A 17898-nucleotide genomic window follows, 5' to 3' on the forward strand; every position below is an offset into this window, starting at 1 on the left:
CGCTTGGCGGGTGCCGATGACACGCCCCGGCAAACCGTGCTATCGAGCGCCCGCGATATGGATCGCGACGCGCCTGGAGACGCGGAATTCGGCACAATCCGGACCTTTCGCCGATGCTTGACGCGCCGATCGATTCACAATCAAACCGCCCGACGACCTCCTGAATTCGACGCCATGCGGGACCAGATCAAAGCGAGAGCCGACCATCGGCGCGGTCCGCGGCAGGCAGGCATTGTCGACGCCTGGACCAGGGCCGCGTCCGGATCGTGGATGGATCGGCGCTGGACCCCCTGGATCATCGTGCTGAGCGGCCTCGTGCTGGCGCTGCTGTGTGATGCCTTCGTGGCGCACATGCTTTCCGTCAACTATCGGGAGACCTATCGGGCCACCGAGGCCGCCAACGGCGATCTTGCCCGCGCGCTCGAAGAATACATGTTGCGCAACATCCAGGGCGTCGACGTGCTCTTGAACACGACGATCGACAGTCTCAAGCAGGACCCATCGCTGCTCACCGCCGGCAATCCGGCGCTGATCGACGAGCTGAAGCGCAGGGTGGCGCCGTATCCAGCCGCGGGCGGCATCGTCGTGATTGATGCGGACGGCAACCTGCTCGGCGACAGCGCCGGCAACGGAGTTCCCGGCCGCGAGAACAATTTCGCCGATCGGGCCTATTACAAGGTCCAGCGCGATGACCCCGGCCGCGGCCTGTTCATCGACGTGCCGGTGGCCTCGCGTGTGAACAAGGGTCTGTTCATCGCGGTGAGCCGCGCCTTGATGATGCCGGGCGGACGTTTCGCCGGCGTGATCGTCGTGGCCGTCGACTACGAGAATCTGCGGCAGTTCTTTCTGTCGCTGAACGTCGGGCAGCGCGGAACGGTGACGCTCTATCGAGACGATGGCACGATCCTGCTGCGCTCGCCGAACGCCGACGATTTTGCCGGCCGCAACGTTCGGTCCAATCGTCTGTTCAGCCAATATCTCCCGCAGGCGCCTCACGGCAGCTTCGAGGGCAGCGGCATGACGGATGGCACGTCGCGGAGCATCAGCTATCGACGCGTCGCCGGCCTGCCGCTGGTGGTGACCGTGGCGCGCGATCCGGTCGAGTATCTGGCCGGCTGGAAACACAACGCGCTGTACTACAGCGCCATCGCCGCCGGGCTCAATCTGCTGATCTCGGGATTCGGCCTCGTCCTGGCGCGGCAATGGCGGCTGCGCGCGGCATCCGAGCAGGCGCTGCGCGACAATTTCGAGCAGCATCTGCTGGTCACGGAGAACGTGCCCGCGTTGATCGTCCAGGTCGGCGCCGACGGCGACATCCGCTACGCCAATCGTGTCGCACGCGAATGGTACGCGCAGCCGCCCACCGGAGCCGGCCGCAGCCGCAGGATCGACGACTACATCGATCCCGCGCGACGTGGCGAGGTGAGGCCGAAGATCGAGGCCGCGCTGGCCGGCCGCACCGCGGGCGGCGAGGAGAAGATCGCGTTTCCCGACGGCCGTGAACGCTGGTGCCAGACCATTCGGGTGCCGGATCGCAGCCAGGATGGCACGGTGCGCGGCTATTTCGTGCTGTCGGTCGACATCACCGAGCGCAAGCGCATCGAGGACGAATTGCGCCAGGCCCAGAAGATGGAGGCCGTCGGCCAGCTGGCCGGCGGCATCGCGCACGATTCCAACAACATGCTGGCGGCGACGCTCGGCAATCTGGATCTGCTGCTCGACGCCTTGCCGCCCGCCGATGTCTCCTGCCGCAGCATGGTCGAGCGGGCGATCGAGGCGGCGGAGCGGGTCGCCGATCTCAACCGGCGGCTGCTGGCCTTCGCCCGCAAGCAAGCGCTGCAGCCGCAGATCACCGACGTAAATCAGTTGGTCAGCGGGATGACGACGATCCTGCAGCGGACGCTCGGCGAGAACATCGAGATCGAATTGGCGCAGGATCCGATGCTGTGGCACTGCCTGATCGACCCGACGCAATTGCAGAACGCGCTGCTCAATTTGGCGCTCAACGCGCGCGATGCGATGGATGGCGGCGGTCGACTGACGATCACGACGACGAATGCCGTGCTCGACCAGCCGCTCGATGACGGCGACGAGCGCATCATGCCCGGGGACTACGTGACGATCGCGGTGTCGGACATGGGGGCCGGCATGCCGCCCGAGATCGCGCGCCGCGCCTTCGAGCCGTTCTTCACCACCAAGGAGTTCGGCAAGGGCAGCGGCCTCGGCCTCAGCATGGTCTATGGCTTTGCGCGGCAATCGGGCGGCACGGTGCTGATCGACAGCCGGGTGGCGGAGGGCACGTGCGTCACGCTGTATCTGCCGAGCGCGGGGCCGGGCGTCACCGGTCGCGCGCGCGCCGGCGCGGCGCGGCTGGCGCGGCCGCAGACCGGCGAACGGATCCTGGTCGTGGAGGACAATCCGCTGGTGGGCGCGATGGCATCGACCATGCTGACATCGATGGGCTACAGCCTGGTCGTCGTCACCAACGTGGCCGCGGCGATTGCCGAGCTGGAGCGGCCGGACCCGGTCGCGCTGCTGCTGACCGACATTCTCCTGCCGGATGCCCTGACCGGCATCGACCTGGCGCGCGAGGTGCGCCGCAGATGGCCCGATCTGCCCATCGTCTTCATGTCCGGCTTCGCCGACCCCTCGCTGGTGCCGGAAGAATTCCGGGCGACGACCAGGCTTCTCGCCAAGCCGTTCCGGCTGAGCCAATTGTCGGAGGCGATCGTGTCGGCCTTGGCCGGCAGGACAGCGACGTGAGCCCGCAGCGATCATGCGGTGAGCGATCCCTCGTTCGCCCCGATCCACAGCGCCGTCCGGGCGAGCCGTCTCCGCCTCGCGGCGCGTGATGCGTCCGAGCTCTGCCGGTGGTTTCGCCCTCTCGACAACGAGGGGGCGGGGAATGCCGGGCGCTGGCCGCACCCATGGCCCGCCTGCGAAAAAAGTGCAGGCGGCAGGAACCACAGGTTCAGCCGAGACATCCCGGCATTCCCCGCGCGATGGTTGGGCGGCTTATACGTCCTCTCCCCGGGGACCGGCTGTCTTGCCCCCGTCACCCGCGCAACGCGAACGCGTTGTCACGAGCTTGGCCTCAGCACCGGGAGGCCAGGACCCTACGATTTCGCCGGCGCATCGGAATCGTTCGTCCGCATGTCGAGCATGCTGCGACTCGCTACGCCCACCGCATCCCACCCCGCGTGTCGTGACGATCGCGATACGCCCCTCGTGCCGAGGCGGGACGGTGGTAGAAAATCATGATTTTCGGAAAAGCGAAAGAGGAATATTTTTCACGGAACGACTGGACAGGGATGATGTGGTTGAGGGGGCAGACGAAAACAGAGTTTTGGCGCAACCGGGTTTTCTCCCGCGCTGCTCGGGACGGCGTTGAACCATGAGAGCGAGGAGACGTCGTTGCAGCCATGGCGCAACGTCCGACATGAAGAATCCAAGACGGCTGTGCGGACACGCAGCCTCAGCGCAGCGACCGAGACTGGCTCAATGCAAAGCTCTAAGCCCGATCAGGGTCGGCTCCTCGATAGAAGAGCGCTCGTCCCTTCGGTATGAGCTGAAGCAATATGTCGTAGTCGGGGACATTTGCCGTCAGGACCACCAAGCCGAGCTTCTGCGCCTGAAGGAACAGCGCGCAATCCTGGAGAGCGCGGAACTTGCCATCTTTGTCATAACCCTGGGTTCGGCAAAGGATGCCTGACAGGAGTGCTGCGCGTCCAAGAATTTCGGCGTCTGGGATGAAGACGCAATGCGAGGGCGTTGCCTTGATCTGTCGTCCAACCACCGCGATGACGGACGCAGTGCGCGAGTCGGTTGGGTTCAAGGCGCCAACCGTGTGCATCAACTCCTGCACCGCAAGGATCGAGTGGTTGACCTGACGACGCGCGATGACTTCGTCCAGAATGGGAGGTGAGCGGCTCTGCATCTGGTCGATATAGACACAAGTGTCGAGCAAAAGTCCTTGTCCGGCAATCAGGCCGGGTCCGACAAATGGCAGCTCGTCATCGCTCCGCCGTGCCACGTTCCCCGTGGATCGAAACGCGCCCAGCGCCGCGCGCTCTCGAAGTCGAATGCCGCCACGTCAATAGCCGAGCTTCAGTTTCGGATCGACCGTCCCGCGCGATTCCTTGAAGACTTGCGCGAAATTATCCTCGAGCGCGATGGTCGCGAGAGCAAACTCGAAAAGGTCGGTATCCGTTTCGATTCCCGTTTGCCGTTTGGCCTGCCGGACCAACGCGGAGCTCACGCGTCCGCCAATCCGTCCCGCCTTGTCCTTGACGAGTCCGGACCGTTCGGCTGCCCGCATGACCGCCTGGACGCGCGTCTCGCTCGGGACGACGCGTCCAATCGTCGCCTCAACACGAGGCCGGCGCGACATGCCGTGAGCGGTTTGCTTGCCCCGGCGGGAGGGGGATTTGCCGGCAGGTGCCTTGGCCATGATGATCCGGGTTCTGTTGGACAAAAACCTTCTTTGTTCAACATAGCGCGTCTCGCCTCTGCTTCAACGTGCCGCCGACGCGCCCCTCACTCCACCGCATCCTTCTTCGCGATCCGGTGCAGCTGCTCGAACAGATCGGCCTGCTCGCTGGTGCACAGACACACGCCCTGCGCGGAGTCCGTCTCGCCGGCGTTGAGGTAAGCGTGGCCCATGGTGCTGTCGAGATACATGCCGTCGCCTTCGTGCAGGATCTCGGGCGCGTAGAACTCGGTGTGCACGGCGATGGTGCCGCGGGTCACCAGGAAGTATTCCTCGCCGCTGTGGCGGAGCAGGGGGCCGAACTCCTCCAGCGTGCGGGCGCGCACCTCGGCGATCATCGGCACCATGCGCTTTCCGATCAGGTCGGTGCATTGATAGGTGTAGGTGTAGAACCTCGTGTTCACCACTTGGCCCTGGCCGGCGCGGCTGATGCTGCGCCGTGCCGTCACCGGCCGGCCCGGCTCGGGGCGCGGCGTCGTCGGGCTGAACAGCTCGGCGATGTCCATCTGCAGGCCCGAGGTGAGCTGCAGCAGCTTGTCATAGGTCAGGGACATCAGGCCGTTTTCGACCTTGGACAGGGTCGACAGCGCCATGCCGGTCTTTTCGGCGACCTGCTTCAGGGTCAGCCCGCGCGCCTGCCGGGCCGCCTTCAGGCACTGGCCGAGCTGGGAGTGGGGGGCTTCGGCTGAAACGCTGATGGCAGTGTCTGTCAAAGCGATCTCCGGAAAATCCGTTAGCGGATCAGGCGTGCCGATGGCCGGGGCAGGCCGACAATCTCGCCCCAAAGAACAACATATTCAATTGGGTGCCCCGATGTCCGAAGGTCATGCGTGGACAGCGGTGGAACAATGCGTTTTCGGGTCGTGCATTCGATTTCCTATATGCTAAATAGTTTTCCGAAACGGAAAAGAGAAGCCCCGTGGAATCGATTTGCGACACGACCGCCGTCGAGCTGGTCAACCTCCTGAAAACAAAGGCGATCTCGCCGGTTGCGCTGCTCGAATCGTGTCTGGACCGGATTGCGGCGGTGAATCCGGCCGTCAACGCGGTGGTGACCCTGGACGAGCCGGCTGCCCGCGCGGCGGCCAAGGCCGCCGAGGCCGAGATCGTGAGGGGCGAGGACAGGGGGCCGCTGCACGGCCTGCCGGTCCTGATCAAGGATACCCAGGACACCGCCGGGATTCGCTCCACCTATGGCAGCCCGATCCTGGCCGACAATGTTCCGGCCGTCGACCAGGCCTCGGTGGGCCGGCTGCGCGCCGCCGGCGCGATCATCTTCGGCAAGACCAATACGCCGGAATGGGCGGCGGGCGGCAACACCCGCAATCCGGTGTTCGGCGCCACCGGCAATCCGTTCGATCCGATGCGCTCGGCCGCCGGCTCCTCCGGCGGCTCGGCGGTCGCGCTCGCCTGCGGCATGGCCCCGCTGGCCTCCGGCTCGGACACCGGCGGCTCCCTTCGCAATCCGGCCGGCTTCTCCGGCATCGTCGGCATGCGGCCGTCGTACGGCCTCGTCGCCAGCGAGAAGCGCGCCCATGGCTGGTCGTGCCTGTCGACCGATGGGCCGATGGCGCGCGATGTCGGCGATACCGCGCTGATGCTGTCGGTGATGGCGAGCGACGATGCGCGCGATCCGCTCGCCTACACCTTGCCGGGCGAAGCCGTGCGCGGCGCGCCATCGCGCTGGGTGGTGCCGCCGGTGGTCGAACTCAAGACGCTCAGGCTCGCCTTCACCGAGGATTTCGGCTTTGCCCCGACGGAAGCGCTGATCCGCCGCGCCTTCCGCGCGCGCGTGTCGCGCATCGCGCCGCTGTTTGCTGACGCGCACGAGAGCGCGCCCGATTGCAGCGGTGCCGACGAGACCTTCGCGGTGCTGCGCGCCTCGCTGTTCCTCACCCAGCACGGCAAGAATTTTCGCGAGCGGCCCGACATGCTGGGGCCGAACGTGCGCGCCAATGTCGAGGAGGGGCTCGGCTACAGCCTCGACGATTTTTCGCGCGCGAGCGCCAACCAGACCCGCATCTACCGCGCCTATCAGGGCTTCTTCGCAAGCCACGACGTGCTGATCAGTCCGACCATCACCTTGAGCCCGCGGCCGTGGGTCGAGCTGTATCCGGCCGAGATCGACGGCGTGCCGACACGCTCCTACTTCCACTGGCTGGCGCTTGCCTATGCGGTGACGCTCGCCGGCCATCCCGCGCTCAGCCTGCCGCTCGGCCTCGACGACAACGGCCTGCCGTTCGGCCTGCAGATCGTAGGTCCCCGCGGCGGCGATGCGCTGGTGCTCGGCGTCGCCGCGGCGCTGGAAGCCGCCTTTGCCGATGACGCCGAGCTGCGCCGTCCACGGCCGGACCTCGCCAAGCTCGCGTCGCTGCCGCCACTGGCGCAGACGCCGGGCTTCATGGCGTGGGATTGAGGCCGGCCATCATGATCAATACATCCTGGAGCGACTAACGATGTCCGACGCCCCCTCATGGCCGTTTTCGCTGGTGCGCCGCGCCGGCGGCCTGGTGTTCCTGTCCGGCGAAATCCCGGTTGCGGATGACGGCAGCATTCCCGAAGGCATCGCGGCGCAGACCGATCTCGTCTTCAAGCACATCTCGGAGACGCTTGCCGGCGAAGGCCTGACGCTCGACGACGTCGTGTCCTGCATGGTGCACCTCGCCGACAAGGCGGATTTCGCCGCCTACAACGAGGCCTATCGCAGGCACTTCAAGGACCCGCTGCCGGTGCGCACCACGGTGCAGGCCCAGATGATGGCGGATGTGAAGATCGAGGTCACCGTCGTCGCGGCGGCGCGGACCTGAGGCAGGAGTGATGACGATGCAAAGCGCGATCGTTCTCGGTGGCGGCATGGTCGGCGTCGGCACGGCGCTGCACCTGCAGAGCCGCGGCTGGTCAGTGGCGCTGGTCGACCGCAGGGAGCCAGGCCGCGAGACCAGCTACGGCAATGCCGGCATCATCCAGAGCGAGGCCGTCAGGCCCTACGCGATGCCCTATGATCTCGCCGGCGTGCTCGACATTGCGCTCGCGCGCACCAACGACGTGCACTACAGCCTCGCGGCGTTGCCCTATCACGTGCGCCCGCTGCTGCAATACTGGTGGAATTCGTTCCCCGCCCGGCACGAGGTGCTGACGCGGACCTATGCGCAACTGATCGCACGCGCCGCGCCCGAGCACGAGCCGCTGATTCTCGCGGCCGGGGCCGGCAATCTCGTGCGCCGCGACGGCTTTCGCGTGCTGCACCGGACGCAAGCGCAGTTCGACAAGGAGGCGAGGGAGGCCGAGGCGGTCGGCAAGGCGTTCGGCGTCAAGTTCAAGCTGCTCAGCGCCCAGCAGCTCAAGCAGGCCGAGCCCGGGCTGATCGACAGCGGCATCGGCGGCCTGCACTGGCAGGAGCCGTGGACCGTGTCCGACCCCGGCAGCCTCGTCGGCTCCTATGCCGAGCTGTTCACGCGGCGCGGCGGCAAGCTGCTGCGCGGCGACGCGACCACGCTCGCACAGGCGGGCAGCGGCTGGGCCGTCACCACGGCGGAGGGACGCATCGAGGCCGAGGCCGTGGTGGTCGCGCTCGGACCGTGGTCGCCGGAGTTCCTGAAGCAGTTCGGCTACGACATCCCGATGGTGCGCAAGCGCGGCTATCACCGTCACTACAGCGGCGGCGCCCCGCTCGATCTGCCGTTGCGCGATGCGGCGCGCGGCTATCTGATGAACCCGATGGCGCTCGGCGTGCGCATCACGACCGGCGCCGAGCTGTCATCGCCGAATGCGAAGGCGACCCCGGTTCAGCTCGGCAAGGCCGAGGCTGCCGCGCGCCAGCTCATCGACCTCGGCAAGCCGGTGGAGCCCGAGCCGTGGATCGGCACGCGGCCGTGCATGCCCGACATGCTGCCGGTCGTCGGCCAGGCGGCGCGTCACAAGGGCCTGTGGCTGCATTTCGGCCACGGCCACCAGGGCTTCACGCTGGGGCCCGCGACGGGACGCATCCTCGCCGAGCTGATGAGCGGCGAAGCGCCGAGCGTCGACGTCGCCGCCTGCGCGCCGGCGCGATTCGGCGCATAGCTGCGAGAGCTGCTGCAGCCCTGCAATTGCAGGCTGCAGCGGCGCTCTCCGGGCAGTCCCTTGTTTACCAAGCGGGCCTGTTCTGGCGCTGCAAAATTTCCACTTCACGAATTCGCAAGCCCGCTCTCCTAGGGTGACGCCGGTTGAACCAGGACGCGGGGGCGAAACGCGTTTCGTGAGTTCTGTCGTCGGCCAGTGATCCGAACATCATGTGGGGGAGCAGATGAACTTCACGGGCCTCGTGTACCGTTTCATCTCGAATTTCGTATTTCTCGCGGCCGTCTATCTCAGCCTGAACTACATCGAGAAGTACCAGAACCGCGCCGTCCTGGCGCTCGTGGTGCTGATCTATGCCGGCATGCGCGCCGTCACGGTGGTGCGCACCTTCCATTTCTTCGGACGGATCGAGAAGATGGAATCGGACGTCCGCCGGCTGGCCGGCATGCTCGGCGACGGGCCGGTGGGGCAGGTGGTCAGCAGGCAGGTGGTGTCCGACGTCGGATCGCTGCGCAAGGACGGCGAGAAGAAATCCTACATCGACCTGTTCTTCCTGGCCGCCGCCGTCATCCTCTGCGTCAGCAAGCTGGTCTCGAACTGACCGGTCGCACCGCGAGCGGTGTGCATCAGGCCGATCGCCGCGATATCGAGCTCGAGCAGCCGAAGGCGAGGGCGAGCGAATCGTGCCGCATCCCCGCGTGCAACATCTGCGAATGTTCAGCGTCGCCTGAGGCTGGCGAGGCGCAGCGGACGCGGCGCCGGCTTGGCAGTCGCCGCCTTCGGGGCCGGGCTCTCGAGCCGGGCGAGCTGATGCCGCTGCGCCGACAGCGGCGCGACAGGCGGCCATGCGAACAGATTGGGCGCCGGCGCTGCCAAGGCCGGCGCTGCAAGGCGCGGCGCGAGCGGCGGACGCGGCCATGCCGGCTTCTGCGCGCCGTGCGTGACGGCCGCGGGCACGTCGAGAATGCCGAAATCGTCCAGCCTGGCGCGGGCGCGTGTTTCGGCGCCGGCGAGATCGACGGGCGCGATCCTGGGCCAATGCGCCACCGGGGTCTCGTCCGACGGACGATGCACCAGCCAATCCTCGGGCTCGGTCGGCGTCGCCGGCCGGTCCGGCGTTGCCGCCACGACGTGCACGATCTTGTAGTTCTTGGCCTTGAGATCGGCGAGGATCTTCGGCAGCGCCGTGACGGTGCGGGCCTGGATGTCGTGCAGCAGCAGGATGCCCTTGCCGCGCGCCTCCAGCCGCTTCATCGCGAGCTCGTAGACCTTGGCGCCGGAAATGCTTCGCCAGTCGTCGGCCAGGAAATCGGCGCTCCAGACCTGCAGGCCGAGCGAGGCGGCGTAGCTCTCCACGGCGTCACCGCGCAGCAGGCCGGGCACGCGGAAGAACGGCGACAGCGCGGAGGGATCGGTGAGCGCGGCCTTCGTCCAGGCGACGCCCTGATCGACCTCCGGCTGGACCTGTTCGAGCGTCATCTTGTTGAAGCTCAGCGGATGGTTCTGGCTGTGGGTGCCGATGGTGTGGCCGGCGGCCGCGAGCTTCCTCACGCCCTCGGGATCGGCCTTGGCCTGGCGGCCGATGGTGAAGAACGTCGCCTTGACGCATTGGTCGGCGAGAATCTGCAGCACCCGATTGCTGTATTTCGGCAGCGGCCCGTCGTCGAAGGTGATGACGACCTCGTGATCCTTGAGCGGCAGCGTCGCCTTGTACTGCATCGCGCCCAGGCGCGGATGCTCGTGCGGATCGACTACCAGGACGCGCGACGTGCCGAGCGCGTTCGGGTGTCCGGGACAATCGGCCGCCGATGCGGCTGACGATCCGACACTGGAGGCGACGCAGGCGACGGTGCCCAACAGCACTGCGAACCATGTTGGCCGTCCGACGCAAGCCCACTGACGATCACGCATCACGCTGCTCACATTCCCTTCACCGTCCCGGCCCCTTCGGCCAGGGTCTTCGACGCTCGATGATGTGTCGCAGCCGCGCGGGACGGGCAAGCGACCGCCAAGACATAGCAGGGATGTTCGGCTGTCGCGAGATGACATCGTTCCGGGTTCCGGTTTGCACGCGGCTGTTGCCGGATTGCAAGCGGCGGAAATCGCCGTGATCACGGCAGTCGAGCGTAGACAGGGGTCCTGAACGACGGATTAACCACCTTCGTTCGGCGTCGTCGGCGCGGGTGAAGGGCGCTCGCTATGCTGCTCGTGATGCACATCTGCCGGCTGCTTCGGAACCACATGGACCACGCGATAGCCGTGGTTCTTCAGGTAGCGCAGGAACGCGGGCAGCATGGCGACCGTGCGCGGCTGCGGATCGTGCAGCAGGATGATGCCCTTGCGCGCCTGGCTCAGCCGGGTGGTCAGCAGCTTCAGCGTCTGCTGCGGTGACATCGGGTTCCAGTCGCTGGCCCAGAGATCGGCGCCGAACACGACGATGCCGCGCGACTGCAGCAGGTCGAGCGTCGCCGGTGTCGATTCGAAATAGGGAAAGCGGAAGAATGGCGTCGACGGCGTGGTCGTCTCCGCGCCGTTGAGCGCCTTCTCGTCGGCGCCGATGCCGCGATCGATCTCATCGACGGCCTGTCCCGGCGTGATGTGCGCGAGATTCGCATGCGTGAAGGTGTGATGGCCTATGGTGTGGCCTTCGGCCGCGATCTTCCGCACCAGCGCGGCGCGGCGCGACGCAGGCTCGCCGACCAGGAAGAAGGTCGCGCGCACGCATTCCCTGGCGAGCGCGGCGAGCACTTTGTCGGTCATCGGCGGCGACGGACCGTCGTCGAAGGTCAGCACCACCTCGCCGTCGTGCAGCGGCAGCGTGTCCGGGAAGCTCTTCAGGCCGACGCGCGGATGTGTCGCGGGATCGACGGTGAGAATGCGCGACGTGCCGAGCGTACCTTCGCGCGGGCATGCGGCGGGCGCGGCTGCGGCGACGTCAGCCGCAAGCAGCGCCACCACGACGCCGGCCGCGTTTACCCATCCCGTCATCGGTCGCCAAAGCCGCATCTTTTCCCGTTGCGCTCGCTGTTGCCGATTATGTAATGCGTGAAAGCACAAATCAGACCATTTGCTCTGAAATCAAGCGCGTGAGGCACGTCATGAACGAGACATCGGACGTTGCCCATGCTGATGCTACTCTACGCGATCGCGCGCCGATGCGCACCGAATCCGGCGAGATTCGCGCCGAATTCATCGCGGCCATCACGGCGGCGATCGCCGCCGAGGACGAGGCGTTTCTGCGCGCCGAGGTCGCCGAGCTGCACGAGGCCGATCTCGGCGACCTGATCGCGGCGCTCGCGCCGGACGACCGTGTCCGGCTGGTCGAGCTGACCGGCACCGATTTCGACTTCTCCGCGCTGAACGAGGTCGACGACGCGGTCCGCGAGGAGATCCTCGAGGAGCTCGAGCCTGCGACCGTCGCCGAGGGCGTGCGCGAGCTCGAATCCGACGATGCGGTCGAGCTGCTGGAAAGCCTCGACGAGGAGGACAAGGAGGAGATCCTCGAACGCCTGCCGCCGTCGGAGCGCGACGCGCTGGCGCGCAGCCTCGACTATCCCGAGGGCTCGGCCGGCCGCCGCATGCAGAGCGAGGTCATCGCGGTTCCACTGGGCTGGACGGTCGGCGAGGCCATCGACTACATGCGCGAGACGCCGGATCTGCCCGAGCGGTTCTACGAGATCTATGCGGTCGACGACGCACGGCATTGGCAGGGCGCGGTGTCGCTCGATGCGCTGCTGCGCGCCCGCCGTCCGGTTCCGCTGGCCGATCTGATCGACGAGGACCGCCGTCGCGTCACCGTCACCGACGATCTCGCCGAGGTGGCGCGGCTGTTCGGCAAGTACAATCTGGTCGCGGCCCCCGTGGTCGATGCCGATAACCGGCTGGCCGGCGTCATCACCATCGACGACGTGGTCGACGTCATCGAGGAGGAGGCCGACGAGGATTTCAAGGCGCTCGGCGGCGTGTCGGGCGACGAGGAATTGTCCGACAGCGTCTGGACCATCGCCAAGGGCCGCTTCAACTGGCTGCTGATCAATCTCGCCACCGCGTTCCTGGCGTCATCGGTGCTCGGCCTGTTCGAGGGCCAGTTGCAGCAGATGGTGGCGCTCGCCGTGCTCGCGCCGATCGTCGCCAGCCAGGGCGGCAATGCCGCGACCCAGACCATGACGGTCGCGGTGCGCGCGCTGGCGACGCGCGAGCTCGGGCCGAACAATGCGATGCGGGTCGTGATCCGCGAGGGGCTGGTCGGGCTCGTCAATGGTCTGGCCTTCGCGCTCGTCACCGGCATCGCCGCCGTGGCGTGGTTCAAGATGCCCGGGCTCGGCATCGTGATCGGGCTTGCGATGATCTCGAATCTCGTCGCGGGGGCGCTCGGCGGCATCCTGATTCCGATGGTGCTCGAACGCGTCCGCGCCGACCCGGCCGTCGCCTCGGGAACCTTCGTCACGACGGTGACCGACGTCGTCGGTTTCTTCTCGTTTCTCGGCATCGCCACGCTGTGGTTCGGCTTGAAATAAGCGCAATCCCTGAACGACTTATATCGTTAATCCGGCCTTAACGCGGTTCGGCGAGACTGTCGCTCGAGACGGAGTCGGACGATGCAACGCTTGCGGCTGAAGGCAGATGGACGGATCGTGGAGCTGCGTGACGGCGAGGAGATTCCGCTGGCGCCCGCGGCTCCGCTCGAAGTGCGCGACCTCAGGCGGCGGGTGCAGCTGACCCAGCAGGAATTCGCCGCCAAGCTCGGCGTGCCCGTCGAGACCATCCGCAACTGGGAGCAAGGCAAGCGCATGCCGCGCGGCCCGGCGCGCGCGCTGCTCACCGTCATCGCGCACGCGCCCGAGACGGTGTTTGCCGCCTTAGCCAAGACTTAAGCCAAACACGGGTCGTGCGTTGGCAACGCCCAGCGTGTGCCTACATAATGTTGCACGCGCTCTGGAGTGCACGGCCATGCTGATGATCGAGGCCAATGGTGCCGGAATTCCCGCTTTGGGTCTCGGAACCTGGGAGCTGCGCGGGCGCGCCTGCAGCCGCATCGTCGAGCAGGCGCTCACGCTCGGCTACCGGCACATCGACACCGCGCAGGTCTATGAGAACGAGCACGAGGTCGGCGAGGGCCTGCGTGCGTCCCGCGTCCGGCGCAGCGAGGTGTTCCTGACAACCAAGGTGTGGACCACGCATTTCGCGCCGCACGACCTCGAGCGCTCGGCCAAGGAGAGCCTGGTCCGGCTGCGCGTCTCCGAGGTCGACCTGTTGCTGCTGCACTGGCCCAACCCGCACGTGCCGCTGGCCGAGACGCTCGGCGCGCTGGCGCATGCCAAGACGCTCGGGCTCGCACGCCACGTCGGCGTCTCCAATTTCACGGTTGCCTTGCTCGACGAGGCGGTGGCGGCATCGCCCGAGCCGCTGGTGTGCAACCAGGTCGAGTATCATCCCTATCTCGATCAGACCAAGGTCCGCGATGCCTGCGCGCGCCATGGCATCGCGCTTGTCGCCTACAGCCCGATCGCCAAGGGCAAGATCAAGAACGATCCGACCTTGACGCGGATCGGCCGCGCCCATGGCAAGAGCCCGGCGCAGATCTGCCTGCGCTGGCTGGTGCAGCAGAACGTGGTGGCGATCCCGCGCACCTCGAAGATCGAACGGCTGTCCGAGAACCTCGACGTGTTCGATTTCGAGCTGTCCGAGCAGGACATGGCCGACATCTTCGCGATGGGCAGTCCCGAAGGACGGATGACCAACTTCGCCTTTGCGCCGAAATGGGATTGAGGGCGGCGCCCGCGCCGCTATGCTAGACACCGACATGGCAGGCGCGGCCGGCGGGCCGGATGGCGGCTGGCGCTGCAATCCCTGCCAATGATCGGCGAGACCGCGCGCAGCCCAGGCAATCGGTCCGGCGTTCGGTCAGGCGCGGGCGCAAGTGAAGCAGCATGGAACGTTGGCAGTTCATCCGTTGGGGCATCGCCGCATCGGTGCTCGCGCATCTCCTGATCGCCGGTGGGGTCGTGGTCTCGACCACGGTACGTCCCTACGAGATTGCCAGGACTGACGAGGTTGCCGTCGACATCGTCGATGCCGACGACCCGCAGAAGACGCCGGAGCCGGTGCCGTCGCCATCGCCCGAGCTGACGCTGCCGCAGCCGGCGCCGAGCCCGTCGCCGGCGGCCGCCGCGCCGCCTCCGGCGCCTGAGCCGGCGCAGCCACCGGTGCAGGAGGCGAAGGAGATGCCGAAGCCGCCGTCTCCCTCACCGGCGCTGCCGCAGCCTTCGCCGATGCCGCCGTCCAAGGCCGTGAAGACGGCCGCCAAGGCGGAGGCGAAGTCGGCCGCCAAGCCTTTGCCGCCGCCTGTGCCGGCTCCGGCGCCGAGCTATGTACCGCCCGAGCCCGACATCACGGTGAAATACGGCGTCATGCTGGGCCTGCCGGAGCCGCTTTCGCCGCTGCCGCCGGCAATCGGCCCGGACGATGCCAAGGACGCCGGGCCGGCCGCGACGACCAACCTCGCGGCCAATCTGGAGACGGCGCTGCGTCAGCGGGTCAGGAGCTGCGCCCGTCTTTCGGCTTCGATGTCACCGTCCGACCGGGTCATGGTCAGGCTGCGCTTCGCAATGACGCCCGACGGGCGGCTGGCGACGGAGCCGGAGGTGAGGGAGGTGATCGCACCGCTGAAGGCTGCGCAGCTGAAGGAAAGCGCCGTCGAGGCATTGAACGCCTGCCAGCCTTATTCGATGCTGCCGCGGGATCGCTATGACGAGTGGAAGGTGATCGAGATGTCGTTCACGCCGCAGGACTTCACGCGCTGATCGTGTTGCGCGCAAGGGGACGCAAATCGGAGCAAGTCGCTGTCGACGCGGCCGCCGCCGATCCTGTATGCGTCCTGGAAGGCAAGGCTCCCATGGCCGACACGGCGCGGCCCATGCACGCCTGAACACGGAGACGGCTGGACATGACGCTGAAGCTGGTGATCGGCAACAAGAACTATTCCTCATGGTCGATGCGGCCGTGGCTGGCGCTGCGCGGCTGCGACATCGCCTTCGAGGAGATCGTGATCCCGCTCTACACCGACGATCCCGCCGACAAGGCGCGCATCCTTAAGCATTCCCCGGCCGGCAAGGTGCCGATCCTGATCGATGGCGCGATCAGCGTGTGGGATTCGCTCGCGATCATCGAATATCTCGCAGAGCGTTTCCCGCAAGCGGGGCTGTGGCCCGCCGATGCCGCTGCCCGCGCCCACGCGCGATCGGTCTGCGCGGAGATGCACTCCGGCTTCCCGGCCTTGCGCAACGAATGCCCGATGAACCTGCACCGGCCGGTGCGGCCGGTGGAGCTGTCCGCCGATGCCAAGGCCAATATCGCCCGGATCGAGGACATCTGGCGCGACTGCCGTGCCCGCTACGGCAATGGCGGGCCGTTCCTGTTCGGCCGCTTCGGCGCGGCCGATGCCATGTTCGCGCCGGTGGTCACGCGCTTCCACAGCTTCGCCATTCCGGTCGCCGCCGAGACCCGCGCCTACATGGACACGATGATGGCGATGCCGGAGTTCGCGGCGTGGGTGAAGGACGGACTTGCGGAGAGCTGGATCATCGACCGGGTCGAGAAAGTCTGAACGGCGTCGCCTGTTCACGATATGGTCTGCGGTGGACGAGCGAGCCCCGACGCGCTCGTCCAGGAATACCGCCTACGGCGTCATCCCGTTGAAGACTCTCGCAATCTCCGTGTTTGCCATGTCGTGAGGTCGCTGGTCAGGGCGGGCGGCGGCGTGATATAAGCGCGATATTTATAAAGACACGCCGGCCCGGGCAGCGGGACAAGGGGCTCTTGCCGGCACGCGAGCAGGAGAGGGCGTTGAAACACAAGTTCCCCATTGGATCGACCGTCTATTTTACCGCGAGCAACGTCTCGCGTCCGGCCGCCACCGGCACCTACGAGATCATCCGCCAGCTTCCGACGGAAGACGACGACTGCCAGTATCGGATCAAAAGCTCGACGGAAGCCTTTGAGCGGGTTGCCAGAGAGAGCCAATTGGCCTTGTCTTGAGGATGACGTGCCGCGTCGGCGGAGGCGGCCGCCGGAGACGTAGCCGAAGCGAGAGGGGGAGTTGCCACGCGTTCGGGAGCCGTGGCGCGAGACGCTGACGATTGCTGCGCGATCCCTTTGGGGATAGCGGGTAGCTCCACACCATCCGGCGCCCGCAGGCGCATGGAATCGTCCTATTGTCGTGGTGGGGCCGCAATCGATCGGGTGATCATTTGAATTTGATGATCGTTTCACGGCCGTCCCATGTAGGGACGCCATCGGGCCCGCTCTCGCTGGCCCACGTCAGGAACAAGCGCGCATGAACTCGACCTGGCCTTCCTCGTTGGATCAGCTCTTGAACTCACCGGCGTTCCCGATGTGGCTCACCGTTGCCGCGGCGGGTTTCTTTGCACTGATCGTCCTGATGACCCTGCTCAGGGCCGAGAAATCGGTCGCCAACGGCGCGCTGACGGTGATCACGCTGCTGGCGGTCGGGATTGCGGTGGCGTCGATGATGCGGAGCCAGGATGCGAGCCCGCGCGGCGCCAATGGCGATCCTGCGGCGACCGCCTCCGTCAGCTTCTCGCCGCCCGCTCTGGCCTGCGTGGATGATCTCGCCGGCGACCTGGTGCTCGCGAATTGCGAGAAGAGCCTGTTCGGGTCGGCCGAGATGACGGCCGCGGCCGTCAGTTATGCGGCGGGCATGCTGAGCCGGCTGTCCCAGGCGGGCGACGTCGCCAGCGCCAACAAGGTGATGACCGCCGAGCTGCTGGCGCTGCGCCGCGCCGTGGAGCGCGATCGTTATGGCCTGATGGCCTATGTGCTGCTGACGCGCGACCGCTGCACGCCGAGCGATTGCGTGATGTTCCGTGCCGTGGGCGATCGCCAGCAACTGATGAACAACATGGAAGGGCGGACCTATGAGGGGCTGGTGACGCGCTACGCCTCGCAGTGGAATGCGGCCCCGGGCCAGCCCGTCGCTGGAACCTTTGCGGGACTGGCGCCTCCAGGGCAGGCGCCGTCGGCGCCGAGCGGCAAGCCGACGACCGCGGAATTTCCCAGCTCGGCCAATACCCCGCCGGTCAGCATCATGAATCCCGAGCCGACGGCCTCGACGCGTTCGGTCGCACCGGCAGCCGCTGCGCCGAAGCCGCCGACGCAGCTTGCGCCGTCGCCGGCAGCGCCGCCGACAGTGGCTGCCAGCCACGCCCAGGCGCCGCCGGCGGCCAAGAAGGCCGCACCGAAGCCGAAGCCGCCGGCTGCCGCGGCGCCTCAGGCGGCGCCTGACGCCGCCGAGCCGGCCGCCAACAACGAATAGATCCCGCTGGTCGAAC

17 protein-coding genes are annotated in these 17898 nt (G+C 67.0%); 12 read left to right on the forward strand and 5 right to left on the reverse strand.

What is annotated here, in order from left to right; translation table 11 throughout:
* Positions 1–270: 270 nt before the first annotated feature.
* Entirely contained in the window at positions 271–2763 is a 2493-nt protein-coding gene (locus tag QX039_RS29435) for a hybrid sensor histidine kinase/response regulator (RefSeq protein WP_315741288.1), read from the forward strand.
* Positions 2764–3511: 748 nt separating this feature from the next.
* On the opposite strand, the gene QX039_RS29440 is transcribed toward QX039_RS29435, so the two are convergent.
* The 3 genes from QX039_RS29440 to QX039_RS29450 form a co-directional block, all read right to left on the reverse strand.
* A complete protein-coding gene (locus QX039_RS29440) occupies positions 3512–4033 on the reverse strand; it encodes a DNA-binding protein (RefSeq protein ID WP_315773101.1) in 522 nt (173 codons plus the stop codon).
* A 60-nt stretch (positions 4034–4093) separates the two neighbouring features.
* Complete coding sequence (locus QX039_RS29445) at positions 4094–4450, reverse strand: hypothetical protein (RefSeq protein ID WP_315773102.1); 357 nt, start codon at positions 4448–4450, stop codon at positions 4094–4096.
* 86 nt (positions 4451–4536) lie between these two features.
* On the reverse strand, positions 4537–5202 hold the full coding sequence (locus tag QX039_RS29450; RefSeq protein ID WP_315773104.1) for an XRE family transcriptional regulator: 666 nt from the start codon (positions 5200–5202) through the stop codon (positions 4537–4539).
* 206 nt (positions 5203–5408) lie between these two features.
* Between QX039_RS29450 and QX039_RS29455 the strand changes: the two genes are divergently transcribed.
* From QX039_RS29455 to QX039_RS29470, 4 genes are all read left to right on the forward strand, one after another.
* Positions 5409–6905 (forward strand): amidase, encoded by a 1497-nt coding sequence (locus tag QX039_RS29455; RefSeq protein ID WP_315773106.1) that lies wholly within the window; start codon positions 5409–5411, stop codon positions 6903–6905.
* Between the two features lie 40 nt (positions 6906–6945).
* A complete protein-coding gene (locus tag QX039_RS29460) occupies positions 6946–7296 on the forward strand; it encodes a RidA family protein (RefSeq protein ID WP_315740350.1) in 351 nt (116 codons plus the stop codon).
* A 16-nt stretch (positions 7297–7312) separates the two neighbouring features.
* A complete protein-coding gene (locus QX039_RS29465) occupies positions 7313–8551 on the forward strand; it encodes an FAD-binding oxidoreductase (protein ID WP_315773107.1) in 1239 nt (412 codons plus the stop codon).
* 223 nt (positions 8552–8774) lie between these two features.
* Entirely contained in the window at positions 8775–9149 is a 375-nt protein-coding gene (locus QX039_RS29470; protein WP_315740348.1) for a hypothetical protein, read from the forward strand.
* A 116-nt stretch (positions 9150–9265) separates the two neighbouring features.
* Here the strand turns inward: QX039_RS29470 and QX039_RS29475 are convergent, their stop codons facing one another.
* Both QX039_RS29475 and QX039_RS29480 read right to left on the reverse strand, forming a co-directional pair.
* On the reverse strand, positions 9266–10459 hold the full coding sequence (locus tag QX039_RS29475) for a polysaccharide deacetylase family protein (protein ID WP_315773108.1): 1194 nt from the start codon (positions 10457–10459) through the stop codon (positions 9266–9268).
* Positions 10460–10699: 240 nt separating this feature from the next.
* On the reverse strand, positions 10700–11536 hold the full coding sequence (locus QX039_RS29480; protein WP_315773110.1) for a polysaccharide deacetylase family protein: 837 nt from the start codon (positions 11534–11536) through the stop codon (positions 10700–10702).
* Positions 11537–11646: 110 nt separating this feature from the next.
* Between QX039_RS29480 and mgtE the strand changes: the two genes are divergently transcribed.
* From mgtE to QX039_RS29515, 7 genes are all read left to right on the forward strand, one after another.
* The gene (gene mgtE, locus QX039_RS29485) at positions 11647–13065 is read left to right on the forward strand and encodes a magnesium transporter (protein WP_315754474.1); all 1419 of its coding nucleotides are present in this window, start codon (positions 11647–11649) and stop codon (positions 13063–13065) included.
* 81 nt (positions 13066–13146) lie between these two features.
* Positions 13147–13422, forward strand: coding sequence for a helix-turn-helix domain-containing protein (locus QX039_RS29490; RefSeq protein ID WP_315740344.1), 276 nt, complete (start codon positions 13147–13149; stop codon positions 13420–13422).
* Between the two features lie 76 nt (positions 13423–13498).
* Entirely contained in the window at positions 13499–14317 is an 819-nt protein-coding gene (locus QX039_RS29495) for an aldo/keto reductase (RefSeq protein WP_315740343.1), read from the forward strand.
* Between the two features lie 161 nt (positions 14318–14478).
* Positions 14479–15351 (forward strand): hypothetical protein, encoded by an 873-nt coding sequence (locus QX039_RS29500; RefSeq protein WP_315740342.1) that lies wholly within the window; start codon positions 14479–14481, stop codon positions 15349–15351.
* A gap of 143 nt (positions 15352–15494) precedes the next feature.
* Entirely contained in the window at positions 15495–16154 is a 660-nt protein-coding gene (locus QX039_RS29505; protein ID WP_315740341.1) for a glutathione S-transferase family protein, read from the forward strand.
* A 239-nt stretch (positions 16155–16393) separates the two neighbouring features.
* Positions 16394–16585 carry a hypothetical protein gene (locus QX039_RS29510; RefSeq protein ID WP_315740340.1) on the forward strand — a complete coding sequence of 64 codons (192 nt, stop codon included), beginning with the start codon at positions 16394–16396 and terminating at the stop codon, positions 16583–16585.
* 298 nt (positions 16586–16883) lie between these two features.
* Entirely contained in the window at positions 16884–17882 is a 999-nt protein-coding gene (locus QX039_RS29515; protein WP_315773112.1) for a hypothetical protein, read from the forward strand.
* Positions 17883–17898: the final 16 nt, after the last annotated feature.

This window comes from Bradyrhizobium sp. SZCCHNR1043 (assembly GCF_032489675.1).
Classification (GTDB): Bacteria; Pseudomonadota; Alphaproteobacteria; order Rhizobiales; family Xanthobacteraceae; genus Bradyrhizobium.